Annotated in this window: 11 protein-coding genes; 6 read left to right on the top strand and 5 right to left on the bottom strand. The window is 70.8% G+C overall.

Annotation, left to right across the window (positions count from 1 at the left end):
• Positions 1–22 precede the first annotated feature (22 nt).
• From CRYAR_RS06285 to CRYAR_RS06270, 4 genes are all read right to left on the bottom strand, one after another.
• The gene (locus tag CRYAR_RS06285) at positions 23–820 is read right to left on the bottom strand and encodes an SAM-dependent methyltransferase (protein ID WP_035849018.1); all 798 of its coding nucleotides are present in this window, start codon (positions 818–820) and stop codon (positions 23–25) included.
• Between the two features lie 70 nt (positions 821–890).
• A complete protein-coding gene (locus CRYAR_RS06280; RefSeq protein WP_051569826.1) occupies positions 891–2,069 on the bottom strand; it encodes a carboxylate-amine ligase in 1,179 nt (392 codons plus the stop codon).
• Positions 2,066–3,745, bottom strand: coding sequence for an alpha-amylase family protein (locus tag CRYAR_RS06275; RefSeq protein ID WP_051569825.1), 1,680 nt, complete (start codon positions 3,743–3,745; stop codon positions 2,066–2,068). Before CRYAR_RS06275 ends, CRYAR_RS06280 begins: the two co-directional genes overlap by 4 nt.
• A 111-nt stretch (positions 3,746–3,856) precedes the next feature.
• The gene (locus CRYAR_RS06270) at positions 3,857–5,116 is read right to left on the bottom strand and encodes an acetyl-CoA C-acetyltransferase (protein ID WP_035849017.1); all 1,260 of its coding nucleotides are present in this window, start codon (positions 5,114–5,116) and stop codon (positions 3,857–3,859) included.
• Between the two features lie 85 nt (positions 5,117–5,201).
• Here CRYAR_RS06270 and CRYAR_RS06265 point away from each other — a divergent pair, with 85 nt between their 5' ends.
• A complete protein-coding gene (locus CRYAR_RS06265) occupies positions 5,202–6,596 on the top strand; it encodes a 3-oxoacyl-ACP reductase (protein ID WP_035849015.1) in 1,395 nt (464 codons plus the stop codon).
• On the top strand, positions 6,593–7,435 hold the full coding sequence (locus CRYAR_RS06260; RefSeq protein WP_169745167.1) for a MaoC/PaaZ C-terminal domain-containing protein: 843 nt from the start codon (positions 6,593–6,595) through the stop codon (positions 7,433–7,435). Before CRYAR_RS06265 ends, CRYAR_RS06260 begins: the two co-directional genes overlap by 4 nt.
• Here the strand turns inward: CRYAR_RS06260 and CRYAR_RS06255 are convergent.
• Positions 7,383–7,985 (bottom strand): TetR/AcrR family transcriptional regulator, encoded by a 603-nt coding sequence (locus CRYAR_RS06255; RefSeq protein WP_084701760.1) that lies wholly within the window; start codon positions 7,983–7,985, stop codon positions 7,383–7,385. The genes CRYAR_RS06260 and CRYAR_RS06255 overlap by 53 nt on opposite strands.
• Before the next feature lie 133 nt (positions 7,986–8,118).
• Between CRYAR_RS06255 and CRYAR_RS06250 the strand changes: the two genes are divergently transcribed.
• The 4 genes from CRYAR_RS06250 to CRYAR_RS06235 all read left to right on the top strand — a co-directional run bounded on the left by CRYAR_RS06250 (position 8,119) and on the right by CRYAR_RS06235 (position 12,784).
• The gene (locus CRYAR_RS06250) at positions 8,119–9,327 is read left to right on the top strand and encodes an acyl-CoA dehydrogenase family protein (protein WP_035849009.1); all 1,209 of its coding nucleotides are present in this window, start codon (positions 8,119–8,121) and stop codon (positions 9,325–9,327) included.
• Positions 9,328–9,344: 17 nt separating this feature from the next.
• Complete coding sequence (locus CRYAR_RS06245; RefSeq protein WP_035849008.1) at positions 9,345–9,890, top strand: TetR/AcrR family transcriptional regulator; 546 nt, start codon at positions 9,345–9,347, stop codon at positions 9,888–9,890.
• Positions 9,891–9,985: 95 nt separating this feature from the next.
• The gene (gene aceB, locus CRYAR_RS06240; RefSeq protein WP_035860961.1) at positions 9,986–11,533 is read left to right on the top strand and encodes a malate synthase A; all 1,548 of its coding nucleotides are present in this window, start codon (positions 9,986–9,988) and stop codon (positions 11,531–11,533) included.
• Positions 11,534–12,784, top strand: a complete 1,251-nt coding sequence (locus CRYAR_RS06235) for a DUF6986 family protein (RefSeq protein WP_051569824.1) — start codon at positions 11,534–11,536, stop codon at positions 12,782–12,784.
• The last annotated feature ends 6 nt before the right edge of the window (positions 12,785–12,790 follow it).

Raw genomic sequence — 12,790 nt, 5'->3', positions numbered from 1 at the left:
TGACCCGGATCCCGTAGCGCGGTCACCGCAGGCGCCCCACGCCGGCGTACGTCGCGGTGCGCTCGGGCGGCGTCGCCGCGGGCAGCGCACCCGGCTCGGGACGCCACAGCGGCACGAACACGACGCCGGGGTCGACCAGCTCGTAGCCCTCGAAGAAGCTCTCGACCGTCGCCCGGTCCCGGGAGACCAGCGGGTTCGCGCTCCGCGAGTAGAGGGCCTCCATCGCGGGCCCGCGGTCACCCTGCTGGTCGGCCGTGCCGTGCGAGATCGCCAGGAAACTCCCGGGCGCGACGGCGTCGCGGTAGCGCGCGATCACCGACGCCGGCGCCGCCGAATCGGGCACGAAGTGCAGCAGCGCGACCATCAGCACGCCGACCGGCCGCTCGAAGTCGAGGTGGCGCCGGGCCTCGGCGAGGACGGCGCCCGGGTCGGTGACGTCGGCCTGCACGATCGTCGCCGCCCGCACATCCTCCAGAATGGACTGACTGTGTGCGACGGCGACCGGATCGTTGTCGACGTACACCACCCGGCAGTCCGGGGCCTCGCCGAGCGCCACCTCGTGGACGTTGCCCACGGTGGGGATCCCCGACCCGAGATCGAGGAATTGCCGAACGCCCTGTGCGATCAGGTAGCGGACCGCGCGACGCAGAAAGGCTCTATTGGCACGCATGTTTCCCGGTAATTCCGGGAGAATGCGAATGGCCTGTTCCGCCATCGCGCGGTCGACCGCGAAATTGTGCGATCCGCCCAGGTAGTAGTCGTAGACCCGCGCCGCGCTGGGCCGTTCCGGCTCGACGTCCGACGCGGTGTGCTGTTCCACGCGGCCTACCTTACCGACCACTTCGGTCAGTTGACCTCGGAAATGATCAGGCGACGCACAAGCCTCGCCGCTACGATTCGTCAACTCCTCCGCGGGTTTCCTCGATCAGCAGAGTCGCGACGTCACCGAACGTGCCGCGGCGCCCCAACGCCTCGCGCTGCCGGTCGGCCGAGGTGCCCCGGGCGAGCAGATCCGCGAGCAGGATCCGCACCTCGTCGGTGTCGCCGTTGGCGTCGAGCGCCGGGCCGACGTACTCGACGAGCGCCCGGACCGCGTCCGAGGCCGGCACCGCCGTGCCCACGACCGGGTCGAACAGCTCACCGTGCAGGCCGGACCGGGCGGCACGCCAGTCGGCGGCGCGCAGCAGCTCGGGCCGCGCCGAGACCGGTGCGACCCCGCTCTCGATCTCGTTCGCCGCGGTGACGACGAGCGCCCGGCCGAGGCCGGTGAGCAGCACGACGTCGTCCACCCGCGGGCAGCCGTCGGTGATCCGCAGCTCGACCGTGGGGTACCGGGCCGAGGGCCGGGCGTCGAAGTAGACCATTCCGGGGTCGGAGATGATCCCGGAGCCGACGAGCGTGTCGACCGTCCGGTCGTACTCGGCGGCCGAGCGGAACCCGTGCACCGGGCCCGCGGTGGGCCAGCGCGACCACACGATCGTCCGGTAGGACGCGTAGCCGGTGTCGGTGTTCGCGAAGAACGGCGAGCTGGCCGAGAGCGCGAGCAGCACCGGTAGCCAGGGCTGGAGGTGCGAGACCACGGCGACCGCGAGATCGCGGTTCGGCACGCCGACCTGCACCTGGAACGCGCAGACGGCCTGTTCCCGGACGAGCTGCTGGTACTCGGCGGCCATCTGCCGGTACCGCTCCTTGGGGAAGACGCCCATCGGGCGGACCCCGGAGTCCGGCACGGTGCCGGCCGTGGCCACCGCGACGTCGTGCTCGGCGGCGGCCTTGATCAGCGCGCGCCGGGCCGCCACGACCTCGGCACGCACCTCGGTGAGACTGCGGCAGACCGGCGTCGCGGTCTCGATCGCCGAGCGCAGCAGCTCGGCTTCCGGCTCGTGTTCACCCGGGGTGGGGTTGGCCAGCAGCGTGAGCGCCTCGGGAACGAGTTCGCCGGTCGTCGGGTCGAGGACGTGGAACTCCTCCTCGACGCCGATCGTGGCGCCGACCTTCGCGTCGTCGGCCGGGTCGCGGTACTCGTCGGCCGAGGCCGATCGGGTGACCCTCGCGGTGTCGCCGATCACGCGGTGCCTCCGCGTGTGACGACCTGGCCCCCGGTGCGCCGACCCCGGCTGTCGCGGAGCCGGATCCAGCGGTAGCCGTAACCGGCGAGCGGAATCTTGCTCAGTGTGTCGTCCACGGACGGGTAGTCCCTGTCTGCGAGAAGTTCGTACGGTTGCTCCGCGTGATTCCCCAATGCCGACAGATCAACCGTCACATCCTCATCAGAGAGGTTGTGGAGAAACACCATCGCGCCGCGTTCGGGCTGGTCGGCCTGGTGTGCGAGCACGTGGCGGGGCATCGGGACGTCGATGACGCTGCACGCACCGAGACCGACCTCCGGGCACTGACGCAGCGTGCGGATCATGCGCTCGAACCAGCTCAGCAGCGACCTCGGGTTCTGCTGCTGGGTGACGACGTTGATCTTCCCGATGCCGTACTCGCCCTCGGTGATGACCGGGCGGACGAGTTCCTGGCCGGCCGAGAACCCACCGTTGACGCTCGGCGACCACTGCATCGGGGTGCGGATCGCGTCGCGGCCGTGGAGGCTCAGGTCCTCTCCCATGCCGAGTTCCTCGCCGTAGCGGATCACCGGCGTGCCCCGGAGCGAGAACTGCATCGCGTACGCCAGTTCGATCCGGCGGCGGTCGTTGCCGAGCATCGGCGCCATCCGGCGACGGATTCCCCGGTCGTAGAGCTGCATGTCCTTGTCCGGGCCGAACTCGGCGAAGACGTCGCTGCGCTGCTCGGCGGTGAGTTTGGAGAGGTCGACCTCGTCGTGGTTACGCAGGAACGTGGCCCACTGCGCGGACTCGGGGAGCTTCGGGGTGTCGCGCAGGGCGTCGATCACCGGTTCGGCGTCGCCGCGGGCCAGCGCCAGCATCAGCCGGGCGTTGAGCGCGAAGTCGAACAGCATGTGCAGCCGGTTGGCCGAGCCGCCGGAGTCACCGAAGTACTGCCCGACCTCGTCGGCGCCGACGTTGGCCTCGGCCAGGATCACCGCGTCACCGCGACGCCACTGCAGGTGCGCGCGCAGGTCGGTGAGGAACGCGAAGTCCTTCGGGGCGTCGGGAGTGGACTCGATGACGAACGGCGCGGCGTCCATCCGGAACCCCGCGACGCCGAGCTGCAACCAGAACGCGGCTATCCGCTTGATCTCGGCCCTGACCTCGGGGTTCGCGGTGTTGAGGTCGGGCATGAAGTCGTAGAAGCGGTGGTAGAACCAGGACTTCGCGGTGCGGTCGTAGGTCCAGGTCTCTTTCTGCTCACCCGGGAAGACCATGCCTTCGCGACGGTCGTCGGGCTCGGTGTCCGACCAGATGTACCAGTCGCGGTAGGGCGAGTCCTTGTCTTCCCGGGCGGACTTGAACCACGGGTGCTGGTTCGAGGTGTGGTTCACGACCAGGTCGATGATGACCCGGATGCCGCGGTTGCCGGCCTCGTGGATGAGCTCGGCGAAGTCACCGAGCGTGCCGAGGCGCGGATCGACCGTGTAGAAGTCCGCGACGTCGTACCCGTCGTCCCGGTTGGGGGTCGGGTGGATCGGGTTGAGCCACAGGCACGTGATGCCGAGTCGAGCCAAGTAGTCCAGGCGGGTGATCAGCCCGGGGAAGTCGCCGACTCCGTCTCCGTTCGAGTCTTGAAAGGTCTCAACGTCACAGCAGTAAACGACCGCCTCGCGGTACCAGTGCTCGGGCATGGTTCGTGGATGCCCCGCGCCCGCCCTGCAGCAAACCGGGGTCTCGACATCTTGTCGGCCCCACCGCAGCGGCTGAAGGCCCGCGAACCCGTCGAGACCCCGGGTAATCGCTCAGCGTTCGAGGATCGCGGTGACTCCCAGACCCCCGGCGGCGCAGATGCTGATCAGGGCCCGGCCACTGCCCTTCTCGGCCAGGAGCTTCGCGGCGGTGGCGAGGATACGGCCGCCGGTCGCCGCGAACGGGTGGCCGGCCGCCAGCGACGAACCGTTCACGTTGAGCTTCGCCCGGTCGACGACGCCGAGCGGGGCGTCGAACTGCTTGCTGAAGATCGGGTCCTCCCAGGCCTTCAGCGTCGCCAGCACCTGCGACGCGAAGGCCTCGTGGATCTCGTAGAAGTCGAAGTCCGCCAGCGCGAGCCCGGCGCGGGCCAGTAGACGCGGCACCGCGTGGGCCGGCGCCATCAGCAGGCCCTCGTCGCCGTGGACGAAGTCGACCGCTGCGGTCTCGCTGTGCGTGAGCCAGGCCTGCACGTCCAGGCCGCGTTCGGCGGCCTTCTCCTCGGAGGCCAGCAGGACGGTGGACGCCCCGTCGGTCAACGGCGTCGAGTTCCCGGCGGTCATCGTGTCGCCGAACACCGGCTTCAAGGCCGCGAGCTTCTCCACCGTCGAGTTCGGACGCAGGTTCTGGTCCCGCTCCAGGCCCAGGTACGGGGTGACCAGGTCATCGAAGAAGCCCCGTTCGTAGGCCGCGGCCAGGTTGCGGTGGCTCGCCGCCGCCAACTCGTCCTGGTCACCCCGGGTGACCTCCCAGACGGCGGCGGTGAGTGCGGCGTGCTCGCCCATCGACAGGCCGGTCCGTGGTTCGGCGTTGCGCGGGACCTCCGGCACGAGGAAGCCGGGGCGCAGCCGCGTCAGCAGCGAGAGCCGTCGGGAGACCGATCGGGAACGGTTGAACGCCAGCAGCACCTGGCGGAACTTCTCGTTGAGCACGAGCGGGGCGTCGCTCGCGGTGTCGACGCCACCCGCGACGCCCCAGTCGAGCTGGCCCAGCGCGATCTTGTTCGCGACCAGGATCGCGGTCTCCAGGCCGGTGCCGCAGGCCTGCTGGACGTCGTAGGCGGGGGTGCGCGGGTCGAGCGCGCTGCCCAGCACGGTCTCGCGGGTCAGGTTGAAGTCGCGACTGTGCTTGACCACCGCGCCGGCGACGACCTCACCGAGCGTCTCCCCCGCCAGGTCGTAGCGGGTGATCAGCCCGTCCAGCGCCGCACCGAGCATGTCCTGGTTGGACGCCCGCGCGTACGGCCCGAACTGACGCGCGAACGGGATGCGGTTCCCGCCGACGACGCCGACCCGTCGAGGTGCTCCGACCATCGGAGGCTCCTTCCGATCTGCTTGCCTCAACCTTACTCGCGAGTAGTCTTACCAGTCGGTAAGATCCGTTACTGCGAGGGACTCCATGCGCGACCGCTACCAGCAGCTCGTCACCACCGTTCCCGGCCGCTTCCTGGCCCGCCGCGTCGGGCTGCCCGAGCCGCCCCACCTCCGCCGCCACACCCCCGGCGACCCGCTGATCCCCGGCACCGTGGTCCTCGGCAGCGCCCCGGCCGACGCAGCCCCCGGCGGCACGGCCGCGAAAGACCCCGGCGGCACGGCCGGGCGTCTGGCGAAGGTCGTCGCGCCGATGCTGGCGGCGGCCGGGGTGGCGGTGCGGGAGCTGGGCCCCCGAACGGAGGAACGACCCGGCGAGCGCACGCCGCACGCGTTGATCTTCGACGCCACCGGCATCACGCGCAGCGAGCAGCTCCTCGCACTGCACGCCTTCTTCGCCCCGCAGGTACGCGCCCTCGCCCCGAGCGGCCGGATCATCGTGCTCGGCACACCGCCCGAGCACTGCGTCGACGCCCGCGAGGCCACCGCCCAGCGTGCGCTCGAAGGCTTCACCCGCTCCACCGGCAAGGAGGTCAAGCGCGGCGTCACGTCCCAGCTCGTCTACGTGACGCCGGGCGCGGAGGACGGCGTCGAGTCGACGCTGCGATTCCTGCTCTCCGGGCGGTCGGCCTACGTCTCCGGTCAGGTGATCCGCGTCGGCTCGGCCGAGGTGCCGCCGCCCGACGACTGGGAGCGCCCGCTCGCCGGGAAGGTCGCCGTGGTCACCGGCGCCGCCCGGGGTATCGGCGAGGCGATCGTCGGTGTGCTCGCCCGCGACGGCGCGCACGTGGTGTGCGTCGACGTGCCCTCGGCGGCGTCCGCCCTGGCCGAGGTGGCCGCGGCGAACGGCGGCGAGGCGTACCCGCTCGACATCACCGAGCGCGACGCTCCGGCCGCGCTCGCCGGGCACCTGCGCGACGGCGTCGACGTCTTCGTGCACAACGCCGGCGTCACCCGCGACCGGACGCTCGCCAACATGGACGCCGCCCGCTGGGAGATCGTCCTGAACGTCAACCTCACCAGCGAGGAACGCATCAACGACGTCCTGCTCGGCGAGAACGTGCTCCGTCCAGGGGGACGCATCGTCGCCACGTCCTCGATGGCGGGAATCGCCGGGAACCCGGGCCAGACCAACTACGCCACCAGCAAAGCGGGGGTGATCGGCATGGTGCGCTCGCTGGCGCCGACGCTCGCGTCCCGCGGCAGCACGATCAACGCGGTCGCGCCGGGCTTCGTCGAGACGCGGATGACCGCGGCGATCCCGCTGGTGATCCGGGAGGCGGGCCGCCGGATGAACAGCATGACGCAGGGCGGGCGGCCGATCGACGTCGCCGAGACCGTGGCCTGGTTCGCGTCCCCGGGCTCGGCCGGGATCAACGGCGAGGTGATCCGCGTCTGCGGCCAGTCCCTCCTGGGCGCCTGATGACCCGGATGCTCGAGCGGGCCCCCAACCTGGCGATCCTCTACCCCCGCGCGTTGGTGAAGCGTGGGGGCGGCCACGAGCTGCCGGACACGCGGCTGGGGTTGCGTGACGTCGCGGTGGAGCGGGAGCGGCTCACCGAGTACCACCGGGTGTGCGGGTTCGGGCCGAGCGACACACTGCCGGGCACCTACCCCCAGGTGCTGGCGTTCCCGCTGGCGATCGCGCTGATGTCCGAGCGGGCGTTCCCCTTCCCGCTACCGGGCATCGTCCACATCGGCAACACGATCACCCAGCGGCGACCGATCGCGGCCACGGAGCGACTCACGTTCGAGGTACGCACCGGGAACCTCCGCCCGCACCGCCGGGGCCGGCAGTTCGACGTCGTCACCGAAGCCCGGGTCGGCGACGAGCCGGTCTGGGACAGCACCGCCACCTACCTGCGCCGGGGAGCCGGCACCGGGGCGGCGGCCCCGGAGCCGGGAGAGGTGCTTCCCACCACCGCGGTCTGGCGGGTGCCCGGGAACGTCGGCCGCCGGTACGCGCGCGCGTCCGGCGACCGCAACCCGATCCATCTGCACCCGCTCACCGCGAAGCTGTTCGGCTTCCCGCGGGCGATCGCGCACGGCATGTGGATGAAGGCCCGCTGCCTGGCCGCGATCGAGGGACGCCTCCCGGAGGCCTGGACGGCCGAGGTGCGGTTCGCGAAGCCGCTGCTCCTCCCGTCGACGGTGGACTTCGGCGTCCGCGGCCGCGACTTCTCGGTGGCGTCCGGAGGACGCCCCCACCTCACCGGGCGGGCGGTACCGGCACCGGGGAACGCCACACCTCACCCCGGATGAGGCTGCCCAGCCCCATCCAGAGCATGTTCATCAGGCGGGTGGCCGCGGTCTCGGGCTTCTCGTCGGGGTGATCGAGCAGCCACTCGGCCATCGACTCGCCGGTTCCGACGAGCGCGTGGGCCAGCGCACGCAGCTCGTCGGGGCCGGGGTCGACGGCACCGGCCGAGTGGATCGCGCGCGCGAACAGATCCGCCACGTTGTCGACGACGAGCCGGCGAATCCCCGCCACCTCACCGGCGAACTCCCCTTCGCCCCGGGCCTGGCGGAACATCACCGCCCAGGCCTCCCGGTGCTCGCCGACGAACCCGAAGAACGCCTGCACCGCGGCCCACAGCTGCTGCTCGGCCGGCAGCCCGGGATCGGCCGCCGCGCTTATCGCCTCGGTGAGCTGACCGCCCGCGCGCCGGATGCACGCGCTGAACAGTTCGCCCTTGGATCCGAGGTACAGATAGACCATCGGCTTCGAGATGCCGGCACGCTCGGCGATCTCGTCCATCGACGCGGCGTGGAAGCCCCGCTCGGAGAACACGGCCGTGGCCGCGTCCAGCATCTGCTGCTCACGCACCCGTCGGGGAAGACGTCTGGAGGGCCCGGTCACGGTTGCAGCCTACCTATCGGATCAGTAATCTACTCGCGAGTAAGTTTACTACTGAGTAATACTCCCCGGTCAGAACGAGGACGCGATGTTCAGCCTTGACCTCTCTGAAGAGCAAGACGATCTCCGTGAGTGGGTGCACGGGTTCGCGAAAGACGTCGTCCGCCCGGCCGGGCACGAGTGGGACGAGCGGGAAGAGACTCCCTGGCCGGTGATCCAGGAGGCCGCGAAGATCGGCCTCTACGGGTTCGAGTCGCTGGCGACCTGGTGGGGCGACGAGAGCGGACTGTCGCTGCCGATCGTCAACGAGGAGCTGTTCTGGGGTGACGCCGGAATCGCGATGTCGATCTTCGGCACGACGCTCGCGGTGGCCGGCATCTTCGCCTCCGGAACGCCCGACCAGCTGGCCGAATGGGTGCCGCAGTGCTTCGGCGACGAGGCCGACCCGAAGCTCGGCGCGTTCGCGGTGTCCGAGGCCGAGGCCGGCTCCGACGTCTCGGGCATGAAGACCCGCGCCCGGTACGACGAGGCCACCGACGAGTGGGTGATCAACGGCGCGAAGGCGTGGATCACCAACGGCGGCATCGCGAACGTGCACGTCGTGATCGCCTCGGTCGACCCGTCCCTCGGTTCGCGGGGCCAGGCCGGTTTCGTGATCCCGCCCGGCACGAAAGGGCTGAGCACTGCCCGAAAGGTCAAGAAGCTGGGCCTGAAGGCCTCGCACACCGCCGACCTGTTCCTCGACGACGTCCGGATCCCCGGCCGCTGCCTGCTGGGCGAGAAGGAGAAGCTCGACGAGAGGCTGGCCCGGGCCCGGGAGGGCGTGGGCAGCAAGGGGCAGGCCGCGCTGCGGACGTTCGAGGTGAGCCGCCCGACCGTGGGTGCGCAGGCGATCGGCATCGCCAGGGCCGCGTACGAGTACGCGCTCGAGTACGCGAAGGGCCGGGAGACCTGGGGTCGCCCGATCATCGAGAACCAGGCGGTCGCGTTCGCACTGGCCGACATGAAGATGGAGATCGACGCCGCCCGGCTGCTCGTCTGGCGGGCGGCGTGGATGGGGCGCACCGGCAAGGAGTTCGGTGCCGGCGAGGGCTCGATGTCCAAGCTCAAGGCGGGCGAGGTCGCGGTGTGGGCCACCGAGCGCGCGGTGCAGCTGCTCGGCGGCGCCGGCTACAGCCGGGAGCACCCGGTCGAGCGCATGTACCGCGACTCGAAGATCTACACGATCTTCGAGGGCACGAGCGAGATCCAGCGCCTGGTCATCGCGCGGGCGATCTCCGGAGCACGCATTCGATAGTGTGGTTAACTACTCACATGGCACGAACGCTATCGACGGCCGCGGATCGGCGTGAGACGGTCCTCGGCACCGCGATCGGCGCGTTCGCGGCCAAGGGCTACTTCGGCACGACGACCGTCGAGGTCGCGAAAGCCGCCGGAATCTCGCAGGCGTACCTCTACCGCCTGTTCCCCGACAAGCAGACGCTGTTCGCCGCCGTGGTCGGGCGCGGGTTCCAGCGCATCCTCGACAGCTTCCGGGACGGCGCCACCGGCGACTCACCCGAGGCGATCCTCTACTCGATGGGCGGCTCCTACGCGCAGCTGATCGCCGACCAGGACCTGCTGCTGCTCCAGATGCACGCCCAGTGCGCGGCGGTCTCGGTGCCCGAGATCAAACGCGCGGTACGCGAGGGCTACGCGACGCTCGTGGAGTACGCCAGGACGGCCTCCGGCGCCGACGACGACGCCGTGCAGGAGTTCTTCGCCAACGGCGCGCTCTGCTCGATCGTCGTCACGATGGACTCCGCCGAGGTCGACGCGCCCTGGGCCCGCGTGCTCGACAACGGCCTGCGCCACCCGTAGAGCGGATATATCTGCTTCGCACCTTGTCCTTCCGGGGTAGACCCCGCTTACGGTGTTACCGACGGCGAATACCTAGGAGGCTCAGCGTGAGCGGCGTGGAAACCACCCCCACAACGGTCGACGGAGCGGAGAAAATCCTCTCGCCCGAAGCGCTGGATTTCCTGGCCGACCTGCACCGAACATTCGGCGCGCGCCGCAAGGAGCTGCTGGCCCGCCGCAAAGAGCGTCGCACCGAGATCGCGCGCACCGGCAAGCTCGACTTCCTCGCCGAGACCGCGACCGTCCGGGACGACTCGAACTGGAAGGTCGCGTCCGCACCGAAGGACCTGCTGGACCGCCGGGTCGAGATCACCGGGCCCACCGACCCGAAGATGACGATCAACGCGCTGAACTCGGGCGCGAAGGTCTGGCTGGCCGACCTCGAGGACGCGAACACCCCGCACTGGGACAACGTCGTCGGCGGCCAGGTCTCGCTCTACCGGGCCACCCGCCGCGAGCTGAGTTTCGAGAGCAACGGAAAGCAGTACGCGCTCGGTGAGGACCTCGCCGTCGTCGTCACCCGCCCGCGCGGCTGGCACCTGGACGAGGAGCACATCACGGTCGACGGCGAGCCGGTCGCCGGCGCCATCGTCGACTTCGGCCTGTACTTCTTCCACAACGCGAAGGAGCTGCTCGCGCGGGGCAGCGGCCCGTACTTCTACCTTCCGAAGACCGAGAGCCACCTCGAAGCGCGCCTCTGGAACGAGATCTTCACGCGCTCGGAAGCCTCGCTCGGGCTCGGCAACTGCATCCGCGCCACCGTCCTGATCGAGACGATCACCGCCGCGTTCGAGATGGAGGAGATCCTCTTCGAGCTGCGCGAGCACGCGTCCGGGCTGAACGCCGGCCGGTGGGACTACCTGTTCAGCGTCATCAAGAACTTCCGCGACGCCGGGCCGGAGTTCGTCCTGCCCGACCGGGCCAAGGTGACGATGACCGCCCCGTTCATGCGCGCCTACACCGAGCTGCTGGTGGCCACGTGCCACAAGCGAGGTGCGTTCGCGATGGGCGGGATGGCGGCGTTCATCCCGAGCCGTCGCGACCCGGACGTGAACGAGAAGGCACTGGCCCAGGTCAAGGCGGACAAGGACCGCGAGGCCGGCGACGGCTTCGACGGGTCGTGGGTGGCCCACCCCGACCTGGTGCCGGTCTGCCTGGACGCGTTCGACGCCGTCCTGAAGGACAAGCCCAACCAGGTCGACCGGCTACGCCCCGACGTCCACGTGGCCGCCAGCGACCTGCTCGACGTGGCGAACACGCCGGGTGAGGTCACCGAGGACGGCGTCCGGTCGAACGTCTCGGTCGCGCTGCAGTACCTGAAGGCGTGGCTCGGCGGGCTCGGCGCGGTCGCGATCAACAACCTGATGGAGGACGCCGCCACCGCGGAGATCTCCCGCTCGCAGGTCTGGCAGTGGGTGCACCAGGGCACGATCCTCGACACCGGCGACACGGTCACCGAGTCGCTGGTGCGCCGCATCCTCGACGAGGAGGTCGCGAAGCTCGGTGAGGGATACGACCAGGCCCGGACGCTGTTCGAGCAGGTCGCGCTGGCCGACGACTTCGTCGACTTCCTCACGCTCCCGGCCTACGCGTTGGTGCGCTAGATGCTCGACGAGCTGCTCGACGAGCTCGACGCCCGGCTGGCCGACACCGACGAGGCCCTGACCGCCCAGCACGAGCGGACAGCGCCCGGCCGTCAGCCCGTGCACACCGTGTACGTTCCGGCGGACCGGTTCACGGCCGGGCTGCCCGCGCGCTGGGGAGCCGAGGCGCTGACGCTGCTCGACGAGCACGGGTCGAGCCCGGAGGCGTTCGGCCTGCCGGCGGAGGCCGTCTCCGGCGCACTGCCCCGGGTGCGGGTCAAGCTCGCGGCCGAGCCGATCGAGGACCTGCGGGTCGACTTCGAGGACGGGTACGGCTACCGGCCCGACGCCGACGAGGACGCCGACGCCCAGAAGGCCGGTCAGGCGCTCGCCGCGCTGGCCGGCCGGGAGGGTGCGCCGTTCACGCTGGGGCTGCGTGTGAAGTCGATGGAGGCGCGGGACCGGCGCCGGGGGGTACGGACGCTCGACCTGGTGGTCGGCGCACTCGTCGGCGCCCGGCCCGACGGCCCGGAGCTGCCGCCGGTGATCCCCGGCGAGTTCGTCGTCACGCTGCCGAAGGTGTCGTCGGTCGCGCAGGTCGAGGCGATGCTGTCGGTGATCGACGCGATCGAGGCCGGCAATCGCCTCACCGCGGGAACCGTGCGGCTCGAGCTGCAGATCGAGTTGCCGAGCGCGATCCAGGGGCCCGACGGGGTCGCGACCGTCGCGAACCTGGTGCGTGCCGCGGGCACCCGGTGCGCCGGGGTCCACTACGGCACCTACGACTACAGCGCCGCGCTCGGCGTCGCGGCCGCGTTCCAGACGCTCGAGCATCCGGTCGCCGATCACGCCAAGGCCGTGATGCTGCTGGCTGCGGTGCAGGCCGGGGTACCGGCGGTGGACGGTTCGACGAACGTGATGCCGACCGGAACCGCCGACGAGGTGCGTGCGGCCTGGGCGAACCACGCCCGGCTGGTGCGCCGGTCGCTGGAGCGCGCCTACTACCAGGGGTGGGACATGCACCCCGGCCACCTGGTGACCCGGTACCTGGCCACCTACGTCTTCTTCCGCGACGCGCTGCCGGCCGCGGTCACCCGCTTGACCACCTACCTCGGCCGGTCGTCCGAGGGCAGCAGCGTGGTCGACGAACCCGCGACGGCTCGGGCGCTCTCGGCGGTGATCCTCCGCGGCCTCGACTGCGGTGCGTTCACCGACGACGAGGTGCCTCTCGACGTCCCCGCGCTCCGCCGGCTCTCCCGGCCCCGCTCGTAACGTTCT

Origin of the sequence: Cryptosporangium arvum DSM 44712, from assembly GCF_000585375.1 — a bacterium.
GTDB lineage: Bacteria > Actinomycetota > Actinomycetes > Mycobacteriales > Cryptosporangiaceae > Cryptosporangium > Cryptosporangium arvum.
This window is presented reverse-complemented; position numbering and strand designations above follow the sequence as displayed.

What these genes read in the sequence shown, in the direction of transcription:
- CRYAR_RS06275 (WP_051569825.1), bottom strand. Translation starts at nt 3,745, where the DNA reads ATGCCCGAGCACTGGTACCGCGAGGCGGTCGTTTACTGCTGTGACGTT.
- CRYAR_RS06270 (WP_035849017.1), bottom strand. Translation starts at nt 5,116, where the DNA reads ATGGTCGGAGCACCTCGACGGGTCGGCGTCGTCGGCGGGAACCGCATC.
- CRYAR_RS06265 (WP_035849015.1), top strand. Translation starts at nt 5,202, where the DNA reads ATGCGCGACCGCTACCAGCAGCTCGTCACCACCGTTCCCGGCCGCTTC.
- CRYAR_RS06255 (WP_084701760.1), bottom strand. Translation starts at nt 7,985, where the DNA reads ATGCTGGACGCGGCCACGGCCGTGTTCTCCGAGCGGGGCTTCCACGCC.
- CRYAR_RS06250 (WP_035849009.1), top strand. Translation starts at nt 8,119, where the DNA reads ATGTTCAGCCTTGACCTCTCTGAAGAGCAAGACGATCTCCGTGAGTGG.
- CRYAR_RS06245 (WP_035849008.1), top strand. Translation starts at nt 9,345, where the DNA reads ATGGCACGAACGCTATCGACGGCCGCGGATCGGCGTGAGACGGTCCTC.
- CRYAR_RS06235 (WP_051569824.1), top strand. Translation starts at nt 11,534, where the DNA reads ATGCTCGACGAGCTGCTCGACGAGCTCGACGCCCGGCTGGCCGACACC.